Genomic DNA, 21,631 nt, shown 5'->3' with positions numbered 1-21,631 from the left:
TTCGTATCTAGTTTTCAGGGTGCAAGCCAGCCTGATTGTTTTATCGATGTTTCGTGGTAGAAGCATCTCGTTTGGTGATGATGGCGGAGGGGACCCACGCGTTCCCATCTCGAACACGACCGTTAAGACCTCCAGCGTCGATGGTACTTGAACCGCAGGGTTCTGGGAGAGTAGAACGTTGCCAAGCACGTAGAAGCCTTTTTGAGAGAAATCTCAAAAAGGCTTTTTTTGTTTTTGATTGTGCATTTTTTAGAGCAATAAGAAACCAACAGTGTTTCCTGACATCAATTGGTTTCTTTATTCTTTTTTACATGTGAGATGGTTTATATATTTTTAATTTATTATTGCATGTAACAAGAGGTTTCCTTGCTGCTGATCTTGATTAGTCCAGTTTTACGATAGGGGCGAAAACGGAATAGCATCCACAATCGTGGGATTAGCATCCAAATGTGAAAGATAGTGAGATGAATCAACCAGGTTTGAGGAATCCAAGGGTAAAGGATTGCGATACATGCTAAGCCAATCCAGAATAAATGCAAGTGTACAGTAGTTACTAGTCGGATTGTTGCGTTGCCTTCTGGCAAGATCCCACTCCAGAATATACCCCAGTTGAAAGACCAACCTCTCATCGCGCTTCCAATCGTACATTGGAAGTATACTCTCACTAGTATAGTGTGGGTCAGGATGAGCAATGGATAACTTATTAATAAGGGGAGCCAATTTGCAGGATTAAATTGATAGAAGAGTGCCAAGAAAAGGATAATGAAATAAAGAATCACTTTGTATAGAGCGTGGTACATTCTCTTCATAAGTGTGTAACTATATATTGTAGAGTTTTTTGAGAGTATTGGATCTTGTATTGACATGATGACCTCCGCAAGACTTTTGAACTATAGTATAAGTTAATATCGGCAGAAGCCTTACATAATATGAGCATTTAACTAGTTTAGGAGAAACAATCTTCGGATATACTAAGATAAAAGAGTAGAGGTGATCATGTGGAGGAGAATCGAATTGGAATTTGTATGATTTGCGAGCAACAGCGTAATGGTGGAATTCATATTATATCTGCTTTTATTTGCGATGAATGCAGTAGCGAGATGGTTAGAACCGAGGTCAGAGATCAAAAATATCCGTTCTTCGTTAAGCAGATGAAAAAAGTATTTTATACGAAACATGCGAAATCATACATGAATTAATGTGAAAAAGCTTCTTATGTGGTATGACCATATGGAAGCTTTTTTGTTTTTTAAGCGTCAATACACTACTATAGGGGTATAAAAGAGCAATAAAGGAGCAAGAATCCAATGTATCCGCACAATAGCAATAGGTTTAAGACGCCTTTATTTGAGGCTATGCTAGCACATCATCATAGCAACTCAACTAGCTTCCATGTACCAGGTCATAAATCTGGACGTGGTGTTATGGAGGAAGCGAGAGAATTCTTTTATCCCGTAATGTCTATGGATTTCACGGAGATTACAGGTCTAGACGATCTTCATCATGCAGAAGGAGCCATTCTGGAGGCTGAACAGTTGGCTGCTGATTGTTTTGGCGCCGAGGAAACTTATTTTTTGGTAGGCGGCAGCACAGTAGGTAATTTAGCAATGATAACTACGGTTTGCGAACCTAACGATTTAATTTTAGTGCAGAGGAATGTGCACAAGTCAGTTATTCATGGGCTGATGCTGGCAGGAGCTAGAGCTATATTTCTAACCCCTGCCTGGGATTCCGAGACTGGTGTCGCAACAGGTATAAATATCGAGGATGTAAAACAAGCACTTGCCAAGTATCCAGAGGCAAAGGCGCTATTTTTGACTAATCCTAATTATTACGGGATGGGAATTGAACTAAAGCCATTTGCTGAGCTCATGCATAAGCATGGAAAAATGCTACTTGTCGATGAAGCGCACGGGGCTCATTTTGGTTTTCACGAAGAGGTACCTATTTCTGCGCTTTCTTGTGGCGCTGATGCTGTTGTGCAGTCTACGCATAAAATGCTAACGGCAATGACAATGGGAGCTATGCTGCACGTACAAGGGCCGCGTATTGACCGAGAAACAATCAAACAGCGGTTAGCTATGCTGCAAAGCTCGAGTCCATCTTATCCCATTCTTGCATCGTTAGATCTTGCTAGAAAGAGAATGCATACGGAGGGAAGCACGTGGCTTGAGCAGGGACTGGAGGTTGTGAAAGAATTTAGAGGGCTTCTAAATAAGCTCGAAGTCCTTGGTTATTTTATGAAGGATTCCCCAATAGCTAAGGGACATGGAAACGTGACCGTTGACCCTTTTAAGGTGAGTATTTACGACCGAACGGGTAGGTTATCGGGTTCAGAGCTAAGAGAGCAGTTAGAGGCACAAGGATGCTTTGTTGAAATGGCAGACCCACGGCAGGTACTGCTTGTTTTCACGCCAGCTTCTAGCAGGGACGATGCACAACGTGTCTATCAGGCATTATGCAACATTTGTTTGGGCCTTGGGGGGCAAAAGAAGGAACTTCAAGCGCCTATCTCGAATATAAGTATATTACTCCAAGATGCACCAATTTCGACGCCGATCGTTTTTGGTTTGCGAGAATTGCGGAAGACTGGGGCAGAAGAGTCCAATGTACGTACAGCGACAGTCCAAGAGGCAATTGGTAAGCGCTCAGCGGACATGGTGATTCCTTATCCGCCAGGAATTCCGTATTTATATCCAGGAGAAATTATTTCTATGTCTATGGCTGAAGCATTACAGCAGTTAGCTGACAACGGAATTCGTTTCCAAGGGACTGCATTTGGACAGACACAAAAGCTAAAGATATACACATAAAGTATTACATCATCTGTGGGATTGCAGCTTGTAGGAGGACAGAGTGGACGGAATATTCATTACGTTTGAAGGGCCAGATGGCGCTGGGAAAACAACACAATTGCGAAAGTTGGCCGAAGAGCTTAGGGAAAATGGACATGATGTGGTGGTGACAAGGGAACCTGGCGGTACGGTGATTAGCGATCAGATTCGCGGTATTATTTTAGATCCAATCAATCAAGAGATGGTTGACCAAGCTGAGGTGTTGCTGTACGCGGCGTCGAGGGCACAGCATGTACATGAATTTATTTTACCAGCATTAAAAGCAAAGCGAATTGTGTTGTGTGATCGTTTTATTGATGCCAGCATAGCTTACCAAGCTTATGGGTTAGGGGTAGACGTAGAGACAGTCAAGGCTGTGAACCGTTTTGCGAGTTCAGGCTTGCAAGCAACACGGACGTACATTCTAGATGTGCCGGTAGAAGTAAGCTTGGCGCGACTTCATCACAGAGCTTCTGGGAGCGGTGGCATTGCACAGCAATTAGATCGAATTGAGCAGAAAAACGTTGAGTACCACAGCCGAGTGCGAGCGGGTTTCCATCAAATAGCAGCGGATCATCAGAAGCGTGTGCGCGTGATTGATGCGAATCGAAGTGAAGATGAGATTGCTGGCGACATTTTGGCGGATTGTAAACGGTTAATAGAGGAACATCTTTCCGTTTAAGCATCAACCCCATTATTAGTTTATAATGAATAGGAGGAATCACCCATGAAACTAGTCGTTGCCGTTGTTCAAGACAAAGACAGTAATCGTCTCTCCAATGCTTTAATCAAAGAGGGCTTCCGCGCTACGAAGCTAGCAAGCACAGGTGGCTTTCTACGTGCTGGAAATACAACCTTTATGATAGGTACGGAAGATGAGAGGGTGCAAGAGGCGCTTCAAGTTATACGTGCTAATTGTAAAGTACGGGAGCAACTCGTTACACCGGTTTCGCCAATGGGAGGAACGACGGATTCCTACATTCCATTTCCCGTGGAGGTTCAAGTGGGTGGTGCAGCGGTATTCGTACTACCAGTAGAACGTTTTGAGCATTATTAAAGTACAATTTAATTGACATAAGGGTGGATGCGTTTTGAAAATTAATCCGGGGTGGCAGCCCATCGGTAAAAACGTCAAGGTTAGCGATAATATCCCGTCGCCACAGATGGCACCCCGGAATTTCTCTGATATTATGCAGCAGCATGATGAGAAATTTACGCAGGAGCAGTTGACGAAAATGATGCAGCAAATTTCGCTGCAGGGTGATCGTCTGTCGCGCTCCATGACCGTAAGGGAACTGCGGCAGTACAAGCTCCTAATTAAGCAGTTTCTTGAGGAGACAGCGCGTCGTGGTGTGCATTTAAGAGATACGAAGGGCTGGGATCGTCGCGGTCGTTCGAAACGATATAAGTTGTTGGAGGAAATTGATACGGAGCTCTTGGCTTTAGCGGACGAACTGTTGGAGACAGAGGAAGGACGTATTGATATTTTACACAAAATCGGCGAAATTCGGGGCATGCTGATTAACTTGTTGTTTTAAAGAAGATATCCGTCCTAGAACCCAGAGGGGATTCGACCGATAGGATAGAGATTTCGGTTAGTCTAGAATGGAGCGAAGATTGTATGTCTTTCCAAGCAATTCCCGGGCAAGCCGCAGCAAAACGGCTTTTGCAGAATGGACTGCGGCAAGACAAGTTGTCACATGCCTATATATTTAGCGGTCCTGTTGGAACAGGGCGCTCGGAAATGGCGTTGACACTTGCCAAAGCTATCTATTGCAAGCATTTGGTTGATGATGCATGCGGCGAATGCTTGGAGTGCCGAAAGGTAGAGCATGGGAATCATCCGGATTTACATGTGGTAGTACCAGACGGTGCTTCGATCAAGATTGAACAAATTCGTGTACTGCAGAAAGAGTTTGGTTACAGGGCAACAGCCTCAGGAACCAAAATCTATGTGCTTCATCAGGCGGAGAAAATGACTGTTCAGGCAGCCAATAGCTTACTCAAGTTTCTGGAAGAACCGACCTCGCGAGTCGTTGCAATCCTGATTACAGAGAACGGCAATGCGCTGCTGCCAACCATTCAATCCCGTGCGCAATGGATTAGTTTCACGCCTATGGCTCGCGACGAAATGATGCTAGCTCTCCTGCAGGAAGGCCATCCGGCTGCACTTGTGCAGCCGGCGGCTCATTTAACGGCGGGCTTGCAAGCAGCAAGGGAGCTTATCGCTGCGAATTGGTTTGCAGAAATGAGAAGCGTAGTGTTACAATTAGCGAAGGAGACGCTTACGCGTTTTCCTTCTTCTATGATTACCGTACAGCACAAGATCGTGAAAACGGAGCTGGCGGATCACATGTCGAGTCTATTCGACTTGTTGATTCTCTGGTTTAAAGATATGGTGCAGTTGCGTCTTGAGCGCAGAAACAAACTTGTTTATAATGACCAGTTGGATTGGATGGGCTCTCTCGCATTCAGCCGGGACGTTTCCGATTGGGTGCGCATGATGGAACAAGCAGTAGATCTGCAAAAACGTCTACGCTTTAACGCCAATTCACAGCTGGTTATCGAGAAAATGCTCGTGGAGATGCAGGGGGTGTAGCATGTATTCGGTAGTTGGCGTCCGCTTTAAAAAAGCGGGTAAAATATATTATTTTGACCCAATTGATTTGCCTATAGAGAAAGAAAGCGCCGTAATCGTTGAAACTGCGCGAGGCGTGGAATATGGGAAGGTCGTGGTCGGTAAGAAAAACGTCCGAGAAAATGACGTCGTTCTACCCCTTAAGAAAGTCATCCGTATTGCGGATTTTTCGGATGCAGATTTGGTGGAAGAGAACAAAAAAGCGGCCAAAGATGCTTTTCAAACGTGTCACGAGAAGATCAAAGATCATAATCTTAAGATGAAGCTTGTGGACGTAGAGTATACGTTTGATCGCAATAAAATTATTTTCTATTTTACGGCTGAGGGACGAGTTGATTTCCGTGAGCTTGTCAAGGATTTGGCTAGTATTTTTCGTACGCGTATCGAATTGCGTCAAATTGGTGTGCGTGATGAAGCCAAGATGCTTGGCGGCATTGGGCCTTGTGGGCGAATTCTTTGCTGTTCATCCTTCTTGGGTGACTTCGAGCCAGTTTCGATTAAGATGGCGAAGGATCAAAATTTATCGCTAAATCCGACAAAGATCTCTGGACTTTGCGGTCGGCTAATGTGCTGCTTGAAATATGAGCACGATAACTATGAAAGTGCCAAAGATTCGTTGCCAACTGTCGGCAGACACGTAATTACCTCTTTTGGTAACGGTAAGGTGTTAGCTTTAAATATAAGCGAACGTACAGCTAAGGTTCAATTATTTGACCTTGGTAAAGCATTAGATTTACCTTTCGATGATGTAGTAGAGCAAGAGTAGAGGCTTAAGCCCCGCTTTAGAGGCGTTGCGCAGTAAGCATGGACGGCACTAGAGGTGAAATCGTGGATAAACAGGATATTTTCGAACAGATCGATGGCATCGAAGAACGAATGGGCGCCACTTATGAAGAGCTAGGCGCACTGAAGAAGAGAATTATTACACTCATCGAAGAGAATAAGCGACTAAGCATTGAAAATCAACAGCTTCGAAAGCTGATTCGGCAAGAGGAAACGGTTCTTGAGCAACCGGAAGGTTTGGCTATGGAGCCACCTCCAGTGATTGGTGCCGGTTATGATAACTTGACTCGGTTATATAATGAGGGTTTTCACATCTGTAATGTATATTATGGACACCTTCGGACTGAGGGAGATTGTTTGTTTTGCTTGTCCTTTTTAAATAAATAAGTATGTTGACCGTAGGGGTGTATGCCTTACGGTTTTTTTCCATAATAAGCAACTACGAGGAAGGATTGAAAGAGAACGCGTATGAAGGAAGTTCATTTACTATCAACGGAACGCATTGATGATTTATTAACCCATGATTTAAAAATTATTCAAAGTGATCAAGTCTTTAGTTTCTCGCTAGACGCAATTTTGCTGGCTAGATTTTGCAGTGTAGCTCCAAAAGGGCGTATGATTGATCTATGTACAGGAAATGGTGTGATTCCCTTGTTATTAACGACGCGTACGCGAGCCAAGATATGGGGAGTTGAAATTCAAGAAAGAGTAGCTGATATGGCCATCCGTAATGTAGTGCTCAATGGGTTGGAGGAGCAACTTCACATGATGCAAGGGGATCTAAGAACCGTTGTTCAGACGCTAGGTCATGGTCAATTTGATAGCGTTACAGTAAATCCGCCTTATCTGCCCGTGCCCAATGGAGAGCAAAACATCAATGAGCATATTGCTGCAGCACGTCATGAAATTTACTGTACATTGGAGGATGTTATTGCTGCAAGCTCAAAATTGGTAAAGGCGGGTGGTAAGGTGGCAATGGTGCATCGAGCAACGCGTTTAATTGATATATGCTGCTTGATGAGGCAATATCGTTTGGAGCCGAAGCGGATTCGATATGTGCATGCGCGTGCTGGAGAAGAGGCCATGATGGTGCTAATTGAAGGGATGAAAGATGGTAAACCGGAAGTTCGCACACTGTCTCCATTGATTGTGTATGACAAGAATCAGGAGTATTGTAAAGAATTACAGGAAATCTATTATGGGGGCAGGTCTTCTTTGTGATAGATCCTCTTGATAGTAAGAACATGAATAGCAAGTATGCAGGGGATATATCTGAAGAAAACTGAATTCTGGACAAATTTGAGATGGATTTTAAGCAAATATATGAAGAGAGTATTGTTGAGTCGTCTCTTAAACTAATGTAAAGAGGGTAGTTACACTGGGTTTGAATGTGCAAAAAAGCTACCGAGATGGTGAAAGTGGTAATGGGACGTTATATCTTGTGGCCACCCCGATCGGGAATCTCGAAGATATGACTTTCCGCGCGATTCGCACGCTGAAAGAGGTCAGTCTTATTGCGGCAGAGGATACGCGGCAAACGCGCAAGCTGCTGACACATTTCGAGGTCGCTACGCGGCTTGTCAGCTATCACGAACACAACAAGCAAGCAAGCGGACCTGAACTTGTCCGCTTGCTGCTTGAAGGACAAAGCATCGCGCTAGTCAGCGATGCGGGTCTGCCGGCCATCTCCGATCCAGGCTATGACCTGGTAAGGATGGCTATAGAGAAGAGCGTGCCGGTGGTGCCTATCCCCGGCGCGAATGCAGCTCTGTCCGCGCTGATTGCATCAGGACTGCCGACCGAACAATTTACCTTCGTCGGTTTTCTCCCAAGAGAGAAAAAGGATCAGACGAAGGTATTAGCAGAGCTGCAGCTGTCGCAAAGCACACTGCTGTTCTATGAATCGCCACACCGTGTTGAGAAAACACTTACTCGCATGGCGGAAGTGTGGGGGGCGGAGCGCAAGGTTTGCCTCGCTAGGGAGTTGACGAAGCGGTATGAGGAGTTCGTTCGAGGCTCGATTGCGGAGTGCCTCGAGCATTTAGAGCAGTACCCGCCGCAGGGCGAGTACTGCGTGATTGCTGAAGGCGCGTCGGCATCTGCAGCGCTTGAAGCAGCCGCAGGCTGGTGGGAACCGCTGACGTTAGGTGAACATGTTGAGCATTATGAACAGCTCGGCAGTCAGCGCAAGGATGCAATGAAGCTTGCTGCGACGGACCGAGGGTTGTCTAAGCGAGATATCTATAATGCGCTGCTTGAACGATGATAGGGCAGAGCTAATAGCCTTGCTTCTGTGCCCGTAAATTTCTTAAAGATTAGCGTTCTTACTATTAGCTCAGACCGCTTTTGAGTAGTGGTCTGAGCGTACCTTAGCTTTAGTAAGATCTATTCTTTTCTAATCGAGCTCCTCTTCTATTTTTCTAATCTCTTATCTGGAATGTCCAGACAAAAAAAGATCTCTAATCCGTGGCCGAAGCCAACAAATTAGAGATTAGAGGAGATATGAAAAAGGTTAGAATTACCAAATGGAATAGTGCTATTTCTATTATATACTACTTTTCTTATTTTGTCACAGGTGTTGGCATTTCTGATAAACAAATATGGCAAACAATTTTTCCCTTGAAATAAGTAACATTCTCGGCATTGCCGCAGAAGATACATGCAGGCTCATATTTTTTCAACATGATACGTTCACCATCTACATAAATTTCCAAAGCGTCCTTCTCGCCAATACCTAAAGTGCGGCGTAGTTCGATTGGAATAACAACACGACCTAATTCGTCAACTTTTCTAACAATACCAGTGGATTTCATCATATATATAAGTCCCCTTCCAATTTATAAAGATTTTATCAATATCGTCATGTTTCGACAATCTTGTCTTGCTTTATGATACCAACCATTCCCAAAATAGTCAACCATATTTTCTAAAAAGTATACCAATGTGTCTAAAAAAAATTAATCGTGATAAGTCTTTTGTAAAAGCCTAAACTCCTTATACAACAAGGTTTTGTAAGCCTTATCTTACAGTTAAGTGTTTGAAAAAGCGATATCAGTGTAGAAGGTTAGGGGCTTTAATCAAGCAATAAAAATGGGATTTCAATTCGACACTATTCGACATATTATGTCGAATAGTTAAGTTGAAATGTCAAAAGAATGTCGAAATTGATAAAGAAGGTTGTGGAATGAATGAAAGAAGAAAAAGTATTCAAAGATCCAGTTCATAAGTACATTTACGTACAGGATGCTACGATTTGGGATTTGATTAACACCCGGGAGTTTCAACGTCTGCGCCGCATTCGACAGCTAGGCACTTCTTATTTGACGTTCCATGGCGCTGAGCATAGTAGATTCTCTCATTCACTTGGTGTCTACGAAGTCACTCGCAAGATCATTTCTCAATTCGAGCGTAATCAATACGATGATTGGCCTAAGGAAGAAAGGTTGCTTTGTCTTTGTGCTGCCTTACTTCACGATTTGGGACATGGTCCTTTCTCTCACTCGATTGAGAAAGCGTTTGGTACGAAGCATGAAGATTGGTCATGCCGAATTGTATTAGGCGACACGGAAGTAAATGAAGTGCTGCGCCGAGTTTCACCAGATTTTCCGAAGAAAGTAGCAGGTGTTATCTGCAAGTCGTATAGCGAAGAAATTGTAGTTAGTCTCGTGTCCAGCCAATTGGATGCAGATCGTATGGATTATTTATTGCGTGATGCATATTTCACTGGTGTTAACTATGGCACATTTGATCTGGAACGGATTCTTCGTGTTATACGCCCCTACAAAGGGCACATCGTTGTGAAGGAAAGTGGCATGCATGCGGTAGAGGATTATTTAATGTCCAGGTACCAAATGTATTGGCAAGTTTATTTTCATCCGGTTACTCGAAGCGCAGAAATCTTACTGCATAAAATATTTGCTCGAGCTAAACATTTATACGAAGAAAACTATACGTTTGGATTTCTTGTAGAGCCAATTTTACATTTAATTCAGAATCAGTTAGCTTTGGAAGATTATTTGCTGCTGGATGAGTCTGTCATGCAGACAATGTTAACGTTCTGGAGCAATGAGAAAGATCCCATACTAGCTGATATGTGTAAGAGGTTTTTGAATCGTAAGTTGTACAAATATAGCACTTTTGAAGAGTCCAATAAACGTTTGATTCAGCGTATGGAAAAAGCAATGAATGAGGTAGGTATGGATCCTACTTACTATATGGAGATCGATTTCCCATCCGATCAATCCTATGATGTGTATAGGGGAGGAGAAAGTGATGAGAATTTACCAATCCTATTGCTCGACCATAAAGAGAATTTGACGGAAATCACACATAAATCGGAGATTGTTCAATCTATTAGCGGGTTTCAGATGGGTAAGCATCATATTTACTATCCTGAAGAGCTTCTCGATCGTTTAAGCGCAACGGAATACCCAGATCTTTGGGCGCTACTAGGGGAACAGGAATAATAAACTGATTTCCTCAAAACCTATGATCTACTCGATACATATAAAGGAGACAATCTATGCTTACTGATTCACACACACATTTAAATGCGGAACAATTCAATGAAGATCGGGAAGAGGTTATACAGAGAGCGTTGGCAGCTGGGGTGACGCGAATTGTTAATGTGGGCTTTAACCGAGAAACGATACCAAGCTCGATTGCTTTAGCTGAGCAATATGATTTCATCTATTCGACGGTGGGTTGGCATCCGGTAGATGCCAAGGATATGGAGCCTGGAGATCTGGAATGGATTGAAGAGCTCTGCAAACATGAGAAAGTTGTTGCTATAGGGGAGATAGGGCTTGATTATTATTGGGACACCTCACCGAAGGATGTGCAAGATCGAGTATTTCGTGAGCAAATTCGGTTAGCGCGCAAGCTGGGAATGCCGATTGTTATTCATAACCGAGATGCGCATCAAGATATTTTGCAGGTGCTCAAAGAGGAAAAAGCGGCAGAGGTTGGTGGGATTATGCACTGCTTCTCTGGCAGTTGGGAAACGGCCAAGCAATGTTTGGATATGAACTTTCATATTTCTTTTGGAGGTCCAGTTACATTTAAAAATGCCAAGCAGCCTAAGGAAGTGCTGGCGCAGGTGCCATTGGACCGTTTGTTGATTGAGACGGATGCTCCCTACTTAACTCCGCATCCTTTCCGCGGTAAGCGCAACGAAACGTCTTATGTTCGGTTGGTGGCCGAAACTGCCGCGGAAATACGTGGGATGACATTAGAAGAGATCGCTGAAATTACGACCAACAATGCCATTCGTTTATTAGGTCTCTCGTAAAATAGCCGCTTGGAACCTTCGACGAAGAACAACTCCGCAGATGAACGAAATTAGCGTGACAGCGAGTAATGGCACAAGCACGTAAGTGAGCGAAGATCGAATGAGCAAAGGAATGGTAAGTACGCACGTTTGAATGAGTAGCACACACCAGATAAGAAAGGCAAGGGAACCTGCTTTTGTGCTGCGATTCAGCGGGTACGTCTCCAACCAAAATGTATAGCGATGGGCACGTTCCAGTGTAGTAAGCTGAACAATGGAAATTAGAAGTACTACACAAAGGATTACCGCCCTCACTACATCGCTGCTTGAGACAACAATGGCGAGGGTTCCTACGAATGTTACGCGCAGTAAGATCGCAAACAGCTCAGTACGCAAAAGTGTCTTCGTATAGAGATACATATAAGTGGCATCCTGCTGAAAAGGAATCCATCTCGTTACCCCGCTGATCCATCTTCGGCGGGTTATTCGGGTTGGAAGGTGGGGTACGTCCACAAACCAATTGAAGAACGAATATAATCGAGCCTGCTGATGTTTCTCCTTAGCAATCAAATAATCCCAACCAATTACATGTCTGGATACGAAATGAGCTGCTGCTAACCACAAGAAAATTAGAGCAAGAGCAAGGCCGCATGCCCATAGTAAATTGTAAATATATTGGAAATAAACGACAGTAAGTGTAGCTAACCAACGGAAAATAATTGAGGTTAATCTTGCTCGATGGTCTGCTAATCGGGTTTCTTGCCAACTTGCTAGTAAATTAGCAAGTTTGACGAGCATAATAAACCCGAGCATTAAAAAAACCGGTTGCTCCGCTCGTCCTACGCAATGATGATATAAAGGCCATAATGCCACCCAAGCAATGAAGGTCCAAAAGGCTTGAACGACAAAGCTATATAAGAAGGCGCTGCGAAAATATGTGCTCATCCGATGCTCTGTTCGAAGGAGAAACATCCGGTCTGCACTGCGTAACAGAGTTCGAATGGGACTTGATGAAAGGGCGGGAACAAGGATTAAAAGAACAATCCATATAAAAGGATAATCTGTCGGAAGCTCCTGCAAAATTTTTGCATAATAGTAGGAAGAAAGAATGACAAGAAACAACACGAAGCCAAGAAAGCTGCTGCGCGCCGCGTATTGCCAATATCCGATAGATTCTTTTAGGTAACGTTCAAAGCGCTTCTGCCATAAGGAACGGGTGTCCAATTCCATTGTTTTCATAGTGACTCACCTTGTACAAGTTGATAAAAAATGTCATCCAATGACGCATTTTGGAGCCCCGTCTGCAAGCGCAATTCGCCCAAATCTCCTTGGGCTACCATGTGTCCTTGATGAAGAACGACGTAGTTATCGCAATATTTCTCAATGGTTGACAAAATATGCGAGGAAATAAGAAAACTGGCGCCTTTACGCTTCATTTTTACCATTAAGTCCAGCAATGAACGAATAGCAAGAGGGTCTAAGCCGAGGAACGGCTCATCGATAATATATAGGGATGGTTCGATTAAGAAGGCGTTCATGATCATAACCTTCTGCTTCATTCCTTTAGAGAGATGGCTCGCAAAGCTGTTCAGCTTGCCCTGCATTTGGAATTGCTCCAAAAGGGATTGAGATCGTGTCATGTAAGCATCTTTCGACAAACCGTAGGCCATTGCAGTTAGCTCTAAATGTTCGCGAATCGTAAGTTCTTCATATAGCTCTGGACTTTCGGGTACATAAGCATAAGCGGCTCTGTAAGGAATGGGATCATCCGCTAAGGTAAGGCCATTCACAAGGATACTGCCTTTTTGTGGCTTGAGTAGCCCGAGAATATTTTTGATCGTTGTACTTTTACCTGCTCCATTAAGTCCGATTAATCCCATCATCTCGCCTTGGCGTATGGAAAATGAGAGCTCATGGAGGACAGGTTTACCTGGTAAATAACCCCCGAAAAGAGAGTCAACTTCTAAAATAGGCTTCATCTCATCGCCTCCCTAAATAGAAAATTTTGTTATTTATAAACCAATTTCAACCAACCTTATTATAAACAAATTCACATTCTAAGCATAATTTAGGCGAATGAATGATGATAATCAATGTATATTTGCGTTATAATGAGAAAAACGTACTAATAACCTGTGTTTATTGTGAAAAATGTCCATTATTCCGGAATTTCGCCTTTTTTATCTATAATCGATCACTTTACAGTTGGGGCTTTACAGCGTAATATACTTTTCATACTAACTTAATAAACCAATTTGCCAATTTTCCATTCGCTGAGTTCCATAATGGGAACGGGGGAACCACTGTTAGCTTCAGTGCTTACAAAACACATGGAGTAAACAGATGATTATCAGGGGTGAATCCTGGTGCTTGCTTCGCAAACACTAGGTAGGGCGACTCTCACGTCCGAATCCGTCAGCTAACCTCGTAAGCGTCCAAGAGGGGTAACGATTGTCGTGCTATTTGTATTTAACATGCAAACTAAGCCACGGGAAGAGTCCTCTTCCTGCTGGCTTTTTCATATTTCTGAGGATATTTACAGCCAGGGGCTCATAGGATGATTGATAGGCAAAGGGGGTGGGACTACCACAGGAGCATTAGGCATAAGCCGATCTGCTGTTGGGTAAACTCCGCTGAATAAGCTGGAGACTATCACTTAAGTTATTACAAAAATAACCTTAGTCGCGTCAAATCTAATCATGCGTAACTCTCGACGGCGAGGCTTTGAAGGAGGACCGAAGAAGTGGGCAATATCTCAATTATGGAGACCCATGTAAAACGATCATCCAGCATGTCCTTCGCATTGCGATGGAAGCATGAAAACTTGCGTTTGATTCTAAGCTTAGCTCTGATTTCAATCGCAATGACTTTCATGTTTTTGGTGTTGTTGTACGGTACGGCTACCAAGAGCGTATCCGTGGTTGTGAATGGACAAGAAACCGTTGTGCATACGAAGCAATGGGTCCTGCAACGCCTACTGGATGAACAAGCCATTAAAATTGGTGAACACGATCAAGTTTCAGTTGCTCTTACGACCACAATCAAGGGCGGCGACAAATTTGTTATCGACCAAGCATCACCGATTCAACTGACTGCTGATGGAAAGACCACCACTGTTTACACAACTGCAAGAACGGTAGAAAGTGCATTGCAAAGTTTACATATTGCACTTGGGGAGCACGATCGCGTGACTCCTGAACCGACTGCCTCTCTATTATCAGGTGGCGAAGTCAAAATCGTCCGCGTGAAAAAAGAGATGGAGGAAGTGACTGAGCCGATTGCGTTTGGCACGGAGAAGAAAACCGACGCATCGCTGCTCAAAGGAAAAGAACAAACCGTCCAGGAAGGTAAAGAGGGCGTGTTGGTGAAGAAAAAAGAAAAGACTTTCGAAGATGGTGTTTTAGTCGCGGAAGCAGTTGTGGGTGAACAGGTTCAAACGGAAAGTGTAAGTAAAATCGTGGCGATTGGATCCAAAAATCCTGTTGTCGCATTGTCGGCATCTTCTCCGAGCGTGGATGAAATTTCGAAGAACGGCGTGAAATTCGGGTATAAACAAATCCTGAAGAATGTGAAGCTGACCGCTTATTCCGCAGATGCGGAATCAACAGGCAAATCCGAAGGGAATCCTGGGTTTGGTAAAACCTTCACAGGGACAACCGTAACCGAAGGTAGAACAATTGCTGTCGATCCAAAGGTTATTCCTTTGGGATGGTGGGTATACATTGAGGGTGTGGGCTTCCGACGTGCTGAAGATACAGGCGGTGCTGTGAAGGGTCAAACGATTGATGTATACTTCGAAGATCAAGGTTATGCCAATAAATTTGGTACGAAGCAAGGCTACACGGTCTATGTGGTTGGGCCGAAGAAGCCTTCTGAGAACTAGCGATTAAACGGCTGACAGTGCGGGTAGAATGAATCTATAGGCACGAGCCTAGGCGAAAGAAGAGGAACCCCCTCTTCTTTTTCTGCATGAATAAGAGGGTATAAGTTTCACGCTTAGGATGAATCCTTGGCAGGTAGGGAAAGGAACGGCATATGATTAAAGAGGTTATCGTCGTAGAAGGCAAGGACGACACCGTAGCAATACGCCGAGCGGTTGAGGCGGATACAATAGAAACAGGCGGCTCAGCCATCGGACAGGCCGTGCTAAAGCGGATTGCGCTCGCGCAGGAGCGTAGGGGGGTTATTATTTTTACGGACCCGGATCACGCTGGTGAGCGGATTCGCAAGATTGTGGCCGCTAAGGTGCCGGGCTGCAAGCATGCTTTCATTACACAGGAACAGGCTTTGTACAAAGGCGATATCGGCGTTGAGAACGCAGCGCCAGAGACAATCAGGCAAGCGCTCCAGAGTTTGAGAACCGAGTATGATGGAGTAGTCTCCATGCTAACGATGGAGGACCTGATGGCTGCAGGACTCATTGTTCACCCTGAAGCTGCTTCTCGTCGACTGATTGTAGGCAAAGCGCTTGGGATTGGTTATTGCAACGGCAAACAATTTTATAAACGCTGTGCGATCTTTCAAATTACCCGTGAGGAGTTTGAATTAGCGATAGAGTGTTTGGAACCTAATGATAAAAGAGGGCTATAAATGAATACACCCATCGAAGTGACTGTAGATGATGTTGCAACACCAAGTAAAACGAAGCAAATTATTAAGAAGAATGGTCTTGTGCTCAAAAAAAGTTTAGGTCAAAACTTCCTGATTGACCAAAATATTTTGAATAAAATCGTTTCCGCTGCCGAGCTTGGTCCTGATAAGGCTGCACTTGAGATCGGTCCCGGCATCGGTGCGCTTACTCAGCAGCTTGCAAAGCTGGCAGGGCGCGTGTTGGCCGTTGAGATCGATCAGCGTCTCTTACCCATCCTGGATGAGACGCTGGCGCCTTATCCCCACGCTACGGTTGTACACGGGGACATTTTGAAGCTTGACCTGTCGGAGATATTCCAACAGCATTTCGAGGGCGCCAACGGCGTCAGCGTCGTTGCTAATTTGCCTTATTACATCACGACGCCGATTATTATGAAGCTTCTCGAGGAAAAGCTTCCCCTTGAGAACATCGTCGTGATGATTCAAAAAGAGGTGGCCGACCGTATGGCGGCTCGTCCGGGTACGAAAGATTACGGCAGCCTCAGCATCGCCGTTCAGTTCTACTGCGAGCCGGAGCTCGTCACTATTGTGCCTCGCACTGTTTTCGTCCCGCAGCCGAACGTTGATTCAGCGGTAATCCGGCTGCGTGTACGAAAGACTCCGGCAGTCGAGGTGGAGGACGTAGACTTCTACTTCGCAGTCGTCCAAGCGTCTTTCGTTCAGCGCCGCAAAACGATTTATAATAACCTAGCTGCGCGGTTTTTTACCAAAGAGAATAAGCCTGAGCTAGAAGCGCTTCTTGTTGGATGTGGCATTGAGCCTCAGCGCCGCGGGGAGACACTCAGCATGGAAGAATACGCACGCTTGTCGTCGGCTCTTCGCGCGCACGGCTGCAAATAACCCGCACCAAATGCCTAGTCCCGCCATAGGATATGCCTAGGAGGGGATTGGTGCGATGAGGCAAGGAGACTTTGTAACCCGTAAATCTTATGGCGGAGACGTCATATTTAAAATTGAACGTATCGAGCAATTGAAGGCGGTGCTGCGAGGTGTTGACTATCGACTGCTCGCAGATGCGCCGTTAACAGATCTGACGCCTTCTAGCGAGGCTGGAACGCTTGATCATCCAAGATCGGAAACACCGCAGTTCCGTGAGTCGATTCGGCGACTGGCGGCATCCCAGGCGCAGATGCATGAACAAAATCAACTAGCTTTAACCCATAAACAGAAGGCAGGTCCCACCTACTTTGAAGTACCCGGTAAAGTACTTCACATAGACGGAGATCCAGCTTATTTGCGTAAAAGCATGCAGCTTTACGGGGAATTAAGAGTGCCTGCAGAGGGTTTCTATATCCCTGAGTCGCAGATGTCAGATGCATTGTATCGACTTCTGCCGCAAATTAAGCCGGATATTGTCGTTATCACAGGACATGACGGTATTTTAAAACAACGCAGTAGCGGGCAATTACACAATTTAAGCAACTACAAAAATTCGCAGCATTTTGTGAACGCAGTGCAGACGGCTAGGCAGTATGAGCGGAATAGAGATTCTTTAATTATTGTGGCTGGGGCGTGCCAGTCGCACTTTGAGGCTCTACTGCGTGCGGGGTCTAACTTCGCTAGCTCGCCGGCACGTGTTCTGATTCATGCGCTAGACCCGCTTTGCATTGCAGCGAAGCTTTCTTATACCTCTGTGAAGGAAACCGTATCTATGCTTGATATTGTGGATCTCACAGTTACTGGTTTGGAGGGGTTGGGCGGGTTGGAGACGCGGGGCAGTTATAGAATGGGTATCCCCGGCATCCAACATACCGAAGGGTACGCATAAGAGATGAAGAGGGCACTTAATGGCATCGGACTCCTAGGGGAGCCTGCTGCCTTTTAGGTGCTCTTTTTTTGTATATAGGAAGGATTAAGCAATCTGTGAATAATTTGCGAACTTTGGAGACAACCTATTAGCTAGGCAACTCCAAAATTAGGTGAATACCCCGTTGACAATAGGATTGTGGTGCTGATATAATATTTGGCCCTAGTTTGACACGAATGTCCGAATGGGTTATAATTGACAAGGAAAGAGGTGGTAGTTGACAATGGCAAAAAATGCGCTGTTGGAGATCAAACGCAGTTTGGAGCCCCACGTTGGGCAGAAGATCATGTTGAGAGCAAATGGTGGTCGTCGAAAGACCATCGAGCGTTCCGGTGTTTTAGAAGAAACCTACCCTTCTGTATTTATTGTGAAATTGGACCAAGAGGCACATGCCTTCAAGCGAGTGTCCTACAGCTATGCCGATATCCTTACTGAATCTGTGGAAGTAACCGTGTGTAATGATGACGGACAGGTTCGGATTACTTACATTCAACATTAGCTTTATGTTCTTATACAGGCAGGCCCATGAGGGTCTGTTTTTTGCATTTGTATGGAGATTTCATTTGTGTGGCATACTAGCCCTACCTGAGGAGGCTACCACATGGGTTTGGCCCATGGTTGGCACTTACGGTGTAAGTTTTGCTAAAGCAAAACGCTGAGGAGGTCTTCGTATGGGACGCAGAAGAGGTGTTATGTCAGATAGCTTTAAATATGAATTAGCTAAAGATTTGGGGTTTTACGAAGTGGTGCAGCGTGAAGGTTGGGAAGGCATCCGTGCCAAGGATGCGGGGAATATGGTTAAGCGTGCTATCCAGATTGCAGAAGAGCAGTTAGTCAAGCAACATACCTCTTCAGTGAACTACCAGCAATCTAGCTATTCGCAAGCGACTAACAATCCGTCACCTGGCAAGCCTCAACCTGGCTATTCATCGTTTAACACGCCAAGTGTGTATTCACAGCCTAGCTACCCTCAGAACGCTTATGGAGGTAATCAAGGTAATCATTTTCCTAATACCTCTGGGACTCATAATTATAGTGGTAACCCTTACGGAAGCAGTGCGTCCAATTCCACAAATAACATATCGGCTGGTGAGGGATACCCTAATCTATACCGAACGTCGCCAACGATTTCTAGCCAGATTCCGGGAGGGAATGAGTTGGCTGCGCAAAGAGAGCATAGTCCGTATTAAAGCTAAAGCAAATGCTTTAGCTTTTTTTTTGCGCTTTTGTTATAATATTTTAACAGCAGACGAGCAAAAGAAGGTGATCGGATGAAGATATTTGAGAAAGCGCCAGCCAAAATTAACTTATCCCTGGATGTTTTACATAAAAGAGAAGATGGGTATCACGAAGTCGAGATGGTCATGACCATGGTAGATTTGGCTGATCGTATCGAGATGCAGGAGTTGCCTCGAGACACGATCATTATATCCAGTCAAGCGGGGTATATCCCCCTCGATGAGAAGAATCTAGCGTTTCAAGCGGCTAGGCTTATTAAAGATCGGTATGGCGTCAAACAGGGCGTCTATATTCATTTGGACAAAAAGATCCCTGTAGCGGCAGGCTTAGCAGGGGGAAGTAGTGACGCTGCAGCTACGTTACGAGGCTTAAATCGGCTTTGGCATTTGAACATCCCCATGGAAGAGCTGCAGACGCTTGGAGCGGAGCTAGGATCAGATGTGCCCTTCTGTGTTACGGGCGGCACGGCAGTAGCTAGGGGACGTGGTGAAAGGTTGGAACCAATTGTTTCCCCGCCTCAGTGTTGGGTTGTGTTGGCCAAGCCTCCTATTAATGTTTCCACTTCTGAAATTTATGGCAAGCTGAATGCTCGGGAAATCAAACGGCATCCTTCGACGTCAGATGTGCTGGAGGCCATTCAAAAGAAGCAATTTGATCAATTGTGTGGCGTTTTGGGCAATGTGTTGGAAGAAGTGACGTTGGACTTGTATCCCCAGGTACGGCATCTCAAAGAGTGTATGCAGAAGCTTGGGGCGGATGGTGTGTTGATGTCGGGAAGTGGCCCGACTGTGTTCGGGCTCGTTTCTAAGGAAGCCAAGGTCCCGCGTATCTACAACGGACTACGAGGGTTTTGCAAAGATGTTTACGCGGTGCGGATGCTAACGTAGAGATTAGCTTAGAGATGTATGGAGGGAGCCCTGGCAAGGGCTCCTTTTTAGCGGAATAAAACATGTGTTACATTTGAGAATTGTGTCAATTCTGCGTTATGTTTGTGTTAATTTAATTTTCATGAGAAACTTGAATAAATACGTATATAAATGGTATATTTTCTTTATATTATTCGGATTTTTGGGGGGTAGGGCGATGAAAAAGTTAAAAAGGAGCGCTAGGCTGGTGGAAATGACGCAATATTTGTTATTTCGCCCCCATTCGTTAATTCCTTTAACGACTTTTGCCGAGCGTTACAACTCAGCTAAATCCTCGATTAGTGAAGATTTAGCTATCATCAAAGAAGTATTTGAAGAAGAAGGATTGGGAGAACTGCATACGCTTGCAGGAGCTGCCGGAGGCGTGAAGTTCACACCGAAGATGCCGAAAGAAGCGTCATTGAAGTTTATTCAAAATCTTTGTTTACAACTGCAGCAGCCAGAACGAATTCTTCCCGGCGGTTATATATATATGTCCGATATTATGGGACAGCCTCAATTTCTGAACGAAATTGGTAAAACGTTTGCATCTGCATTTGCCGGACGTGACATTGATGTCATTATGACCGTTGAAACAAAAGGCATTCCGCTCGCTTATGCGACGGCTACTTATATGAACCTTCCAGTTGTTGTTGTTCGCAGGGACACTAGAGTAACTGAGGGATCTGCAGTTAGTATTAATTATGTGTCAGGTTCTAATAAACGAATTCAGACAATGTCGCTGGCTCGACGCGCTTTGAAGGAAGAATCCAAGGTGCTTATTGTGGACGATTTCATGCATGTGGGTGGAACGATTCATGGCATGATGGATTTGCTGGCTGAATTTAAAGCTTCTGTTCAAGGTGTAGGTGTGTTTATGGAGTCCTGCGAAGTAGAAGAGCATTTGGTGGATGATTATGTGTCCTTGGCTCGATTGTTTGGGGTTGATTCCAAAACAAAGCAAATTACAGTGGAGCCGGGCAACTATTTTGACGGTATAAAAGGAGATTTGTAAATGATGGAGTTTATATCAACAAAAGCAGCTCCTGCTGCCATTGGTCCTTACTCACAAGCGGTTAAGTTGGGAAATTTGCTCTTTACTTCCGGACAAATTCCACTTGGCTTAGATGGACAAATTGTACAAGGTGGAATCAAAGAGCAAACACATCAAGTTTTCGCCAACTTAAAAGGTGTGCTTGAAGAGGCAGGGATTACTTTTACGCAAGTTGTTAAGGTAACCGTGTTTCTGAAAGATATGAACCAGTTCGCTGAGTTGAATGAGATTTACGCCTCTTATTTTGGGGATCATAAACCAGCTAGATCGACTGTCGAAGTAGCCAGATTGCCTCGCGATGTTTTTGTCGAAATTGAGTTAATTGCTGAGATTCCTGTCGAAATTTAACAAAAACATTAAGATCATATAAATTTATAGAAAATTTCAAAAAAAGAAGCAGGAGTTTGCACTAAAATGTGGAATTATACACCCAAGTCTCAGCGATGGAAAAA

The 21,631-nt window shown here is 44.6% G+C and carries 24 protein-coding genes, 1 rRNA gene, 1 pseudogene and 1 riboswitch; of the genes and pseudogenes, 22 read left to right on the top strand and 4 right to left on the bottom strand.

The genetic code is table 11. The features are described 5' to 3' along the window. Positions 1-70: 70 nt before the first annotated feature. Positions 71-187 (top strand): 5S ribosomal RNA (gene rrf / locus GK047_RS27215). Between the two features lie 206 nt (positions 188-393). On the opposite strand, the gene GK047_RS27210 is transcribed toward rrf, so the two are convergent. Continuing rightward, the gene (locus GK047_RS27210; RefSeq protein ID WP_163953646.1) at positions 394-648 is read right to left on the bottom strand and encodes a hypothetical protein; all 255 of its coding nucleotides are present in this window, start codon (positions 646-648) and stop codon (positions 394-396) included. A gap of 377 nt (positions 649-1,025) precedes the next feature. On the opposite strand from GK047_RS27210, the gene GK047_RS27205 reads away from it, so the two are divergent. The 10 genes from GK047_RS27205 to rsmI all read left to right on the top strand — a co-directional run bounded on the left by GK047_RS27205 (position 1,026) and on the right by rsmI (position 8,521). After that, a complete protein-coding gene (locus tag GK047_RS27205) occupies positions 1,026-1,199 on the top strand; it encodes a sigma factor G inhibitor Gin (protein ID WP_163953662.1) in 174 nt (57 codons plus the stop codon). Between the two features lie 108 nt (positions 1,200-1,307). Then, the gene (locus GK047_RS27200; RefSeq protein ID WP_163953644.1) at positions 1,308-2,813 is read left to right on the top strand and encodes an aminotransferase class I/II-fold pyridoxal phosphate-dependent enzyme; all 1,506 of its coding nucleotides are present in this window, start codon (positions 1,308-1,310) and stop codon (positions 2,811-2,813) included. Between the two features lie 43 nt (positions 2,814-2,856). Next, the gene (gene tmk / locus GK047_RS27195) at positions 2,857-3,516 is read left to right on the top strand and encodes a dTMP kinase (RefSeq protein WP_163953642.1); all 660 of its coding nucleotides are present in this window, start codon (positions 2,857-2,859) and stop codon (positions 3,514-3,516) included. A 45-nt stretch (positions 3,517-3,561) separates the two neighbouring features. Further along, positions 3,562-3,891: a cyclic-di-AMP receptor gene (locus GK047_RS27190; protein WP_163953640.1), complete on the top strand. Its 330-nt coding sequence runs from the start codon at positions 3,562-3,564 to the stop codon at positions 3,889-3,891. A gap of 34 nt (positions 3,892-3,925) precedes the next feature. Continuing rightward, positions 3,926-4,372: a YaaR family protein gene (locus tag GK047_RS27185; RefSeq protein ID WP_163953638.1), complete on the top strand. Its 447-nt coding sequence runs from the start codon at positions 3,926-3,928 to the stop codon at positions 4,370-4,372. Between the two features lie 83 nt (positions 4,373-4,455). After that, a complete protein-coding gene (gene holB, locus GK047_RS27180; protein WP_163953636.1) occupies positions 4,456-5,433 on the top strand; it encodes a DNA polymerase III subunit delta' in 978 nt (325 codons plus the stop codon). 1 nt (position 5,434) lies between these two features. After that, positions 5,435-6,238: a PSP1 domain-containing protein gene (locus GK047_RS27175; RefSeq protein WP_163953634.1), complete on the top strand. Its 804-nt coding sequence runs from the start codon at positions 5,435-5,437 to the stop codon at positions 6,236-6,238. 62 nt (positions 6,239-6,300) lie between these two features. Further along, the gene (gene yabA / locus GK047_RS27170) at positions 6,301-6,642 is read left to right on the top strand and encodes a DNA replication initiation control protein YabA (RefSeq protein ID WP_163953660.1); all 342 of its coding nucleotides are present in this window, start codon (positions 6,301-6,303) and stop codon (positions 6,640-6,642) included. 81 nt (positions 6,643-6,723) lie between these two features. Beyond that, on the top strand, positions 6,724-7,476 hold the full coding sequence (locus GK047_RS27165; protein ID WP_163953632.1) for a tRNA1(Val) (adenine(37)-N6)-methyltransferase: 753 nt from the start codon (positions 6,724-6,726) through the stop codon (positions 7,474-7,476). A gap of 157 nt (positions 7,477-7,633) precedes the next feature. Further along, entirely contained in the window at positions 7,634-8,521 is an 888-nt protein-coding gene (gene rsmI, locus GK047_RS27160; protein ID WP_163953658.1) for a 16S rRNA (cytidine(1402)-2'-O)-methyltransferase, read from the top strand. A gap of 295 nt (positions 8,522-8,816) precedes the next feature. Here the strand turns inward: rsmI and GK047_RS27155 are convergent, their stop codons facing one another. Continuing rightward, positions 8,817-9,071, bottom strand: coding sequence for an AbrB/MazE/SpoVT family DNA-binding domain-containing protein (locus GK047_RS27155; protein WP_163953630.1), 255 nt, complete (start codon positions 9,069-9,071; stop codon positions 8,817-8,819). Between the two features lie 372 nt (positions 9,072-9,443). On the opposite strand from GK047_RS27155, the gene GK047_RS27150 reads away from it, so the two are divergent. Together GK047_RS27150 and GK047_RS27145 are read left to right on the top strand one after the other, a co-directional pair. Next, complete coding sequence (locus GK047_RS27150) at positions 9,444-10,721, top strand: HD domain-containing protein (RefSeq protein ID WP_163953628.1); 1,278 nt, start codon at positions 9,444-9,446, stop codon at positions 10,719-10,721. Between the two features lie 56 nt (positions 10,722-10,777). Next, positions 10,778-11,545 carry a TatD family hydrolase gene (locus tag GK047_RS27145; protein WP_163953627.1) on the top strand — a complete coding sequence of 256 codons (768 nt, stop codon included), beginning with the start codon at positions 10,778-10,780 and terminating at the stop codon, positions 11,543-11,545. On the opposite strand, the gene GK047_RS27140 is transcribed toward GK047_RS27145, so the two are convergent. Continuing rightward, entirely contained in the window at positions 11,531-12,763 is a 1,233-nt protein-coding gene (locus tag GK047_RS27140; RefSeq protein ID WP_163953624.1) for an ABC transporter permease, read from the bottom strand. The genes GK047_RS27145 and GK047_RS27140 overlap by 15 nt on opposite strands. Next, entirely contained in the window at positions 12,760-13,503 is a 744-nt protein-coding gene (locus GK047_RS27135; protein WP_163953623.1) for an ABC transporter ATP-binding protein, read from the bottom strand. The genes GK047_RS27140 and GK047_RS27135 overlap by 4 nt, the downstream gene beginning before the upstream one ends. Positions 13,504-13,785: 282 nt before the next feature. After that, positions 13,786-13,973, top strand: a riboswitch (cyclic di-AMP (ydaO/yuaA leader). A gap of 294 nt (positions 13,974-14,267) precedes the next feature. Here GK047_RS27135 and GK047_RS27130 point away from each other — a divergent pair. From GK047_RS27130 to GK047_RS27090, 9 genes and pseudogenes are all read left to right on the top strand, one after another. Beyond that, positions 14,268-15,407, top strand: a complete 1,140-nt coding sequence (locus tag GK047_RS27130; protein ID WP_163953621.1) for a ubiquitin-like domain-containing protein — start codon at positions 14,268-14,270, stop codon at positions 15,405-15,407. A gap of 152 nt (positions 15,408-15,559) precedes the next feature. Next, positions 15,560-16,114, top strand: coding sequence for a ribonuclease M5 (gene rnmV / locus GK047_RS27125; protein ID WP_163953620.1), 555 nt, complete (start codon positions 15,560-15,562; stop codon positions 16,112-16,114). Beyond that, a complete protein-coding gene (gene rsmA, locus GK047_RS27120) occupies positions 16,115-17,014 on the top strand; it encodes a 16S rRNA (adenine(1518)-N(6)/adenine(1519)-N(6))-dimethyltransferase RsmA (protein WP_163953618.1) in 900 nt (299 codons plus the stop codon). 55 nt (positions 17,015-17,069) lie between these two features. Then, on the top strand, positions 17,070-17,942 hold the full coding sequence (gene yabG / locus GK047_RS27115) for a sporulation peptidase YabG (protein ID WP_163953616.1): 873 nt from the start codon (positions 17,070-17,072) through the stop codon (positions 17,940-17,942). Positions 17,943-18,204: 262 nt separating this feature from the next. Next, positions 18,205-18,480, top strand: coding sequence for a biofilm formation stimulator Veg (gene veg, locus GK047_RS27110; protein ID WP_163953657.1), 276 nt, complete (start codon positions 18,205-18,207; stop codon positions 18,478-18,480). Positions 18,481-18,652: 172 nt separating this feature from the next. Continuing rightward, positions 18,653-18,826 (top strand): annotated as a pseudogene (locus GK047_RS27105) (small, acid-soluble spore protein, alpha/beta type); the annotation flags it as partial. 426 nt (positions 18,827-19,252) lie between these two features. Next, entirely contained in the window at positions 19,253-20,107 is an 855-nt protein-coding gene (gene ispE, locus GK047_RS27100; RefSeq protein ID WP_163953614.1) for a 4-(cytidine 5'-diphospho)-2-C-methyl-D-erythritol kinase, read from the top strand. Between the two features lie 196 nt (positions 20,108-20,303). Continuing rightward, on the top strand, positions 20,304-21,140 hold the full coding sequence (gene purR, locus GK047_RS27095) for a pur operon repressor (RefSeq protein ID WP_163953612.1): 837 nt from the start codon (positions 20,304-20,306) through the stop codon (positions 21,138-21,140). Next, a complete protein-coding gene (locus tag GK047_RS27090; protein WP_346010397.1) occupies positions 21,141-21,527 on the top strand; it encodes a RidA family protein in 387 nt (128 codons plus the stop codon). Positions 21,528-21,631: the final 104 nt, after the last annotated feature.

Source organism: Paenibacillus sp. SYP-B3998, from assembly GCF_010820665.1.
Lineage (GTDB): Bacteria > Bacillota > Bacilli > Paenibacillales > NBRC-103111 > Paenibacillus_E.
The sequence above is the reverse complement of the archived record's forward strand: the minus strand, read 5'-3'. Positions and strand labels throughout refer to the sequence as shown.

What these genes read in the sequence shown, in the direction of transcription:
- GK047_RS27140 (WP_163953624.1), bottom strand. Translation starts at nt 12,763, where the DNA reads ATGAAAACAATGGAATTGGACACCCGTTCCTTATGGCAGAAGCGCTTT.
- GK047_RS27190 (WP_163953640.1), top strand. Translation starts at nt 3,562, where the DNA reads ATGAAACTAGTCGTTGCCGTTGTTCAAGACAAAGACAGTAATCGTCTC.
- veg (WP_163953657.1), top strand. Translation starts at nt 18,205, where the DNA reads ATGGCAAAAAATGCGCTGTTGGAGATCAAACGCAGTTTGGAGCCCCAC.
- purR (WP_163953612.1), top strand. Translation starts at nt 20,304, where the DNA reads ATGAAAAAGTTAAAAAGGAGCGCTAGGCTGGTGGAAATGACGCAATAT.
- GK047_RS27145 (WP_163953627.1), top strand. Translation starts at nt 10,778, where the DNA reads ATGCTTACTGATTCACACACACATTTAAATGCGGAACAATTCAATGAA.
- GK047_RS27135 (WP_163953623.1), bottom strand. Translation starts at nt 13,503, where the DNA reads ATGAAGCCTATTTTAGAAGTTGACTCTCTTTTCGGGGGTTATTTACCA.
- ispE (WP_163953614.1), top strand. Translation starts at nt 19,253, where the DNA reads ATGAAGATATTTGAGAAAGCGCCAGCCAAAATTAACTTATCCCTGGAT.
- yabG (WP_163953616.1), top strand. Translation starts at nt 17,070, where the DNA reads ATGAGGCAAGGAGACTTTGTAACCCGTAAATCTTATGGCGGAGACGTC.
- GK047_RS27165 (WP_163953632.1), top strand. Translation starts at nt 6,724, where the DNA reads ATGAAGGAAGTTCATTTACTATCAACGGAACGCATTGATGATTTATTA.
- GK047_RS27205 (WP_163953662.1), top strand. Translation starts at nt 1,026, where the DNA reads ATGATTTGCGAGCAACAGCGTAATGGTGGAATTCATATTATATCTGCT.
- GK047_RS27150 (WP_163953628.1), top strand. Translation starts at nt 9,444, where the DNA reads ATGAAAGAAGAAAAAGTATTCAAAGATCCAGTTCATAAGTACATTTAC.
- GK047_RS27090 (WP_346010397.1), top strand. Translation starts at nt 21,141, where the DNA reads ATGATGGAGTTTATATCAACAAAAGCAGCTCCTGCTGCCATTGGTCCT.
- holB (WP_163953636.1), top strand. Translation starts at nt 4,456, where the DNA reads ATGTCTTTCCAAGCAATTCCCGGGCAAGCCGCAGCAAAACGGCTTTTG.
- rsmA (WP_163953618.1), top strand. Translation starts at nt 16,115, where the DNA reads ATGAATACACCCATCGAAGTGACTGTAGATGATGTTGCAACACCAAGT.
- rnmV (WP_163953620.1), top strand. Translation starts at nt 15,560, where the DNA reads ATGATTAAAGAGGTTATCGTCGTAGAAGGCAAGGACGACACCGTAGCA.
- GK047_RS27155 (WP_163953630.1), bottom strand. Translation starts at nt 9,071, where the DNA reads ATGATGAAATCCACTGGTATTGTTAGAAAAGTTGACGAATTAGGTCGT.
- GK047_RS27200 (WP_163953644.1), top strand. Translation starts at nt 1,308, where the DNA reads ATGTATCCGCACAATAGCAATAGGTTTAAGACGCCTTTATTTGAGGCT.
- GK047_RS27210 (WP_163953646.1), bottom strand. Translation starts at nt 648, where the DNA reads ATGTACGATTGGAAGCGCGATGAGAGGTTGGTCTTTCAACTGGGGTAT.
- GK047_RS27175 (WP_163953634.1), top strand. Translation starts at nt 5,435, where the DNA reads ATGTATTCGGTAGTTGGCGTCCGCTTTAAAAAAGCGGGTAAAATATAT.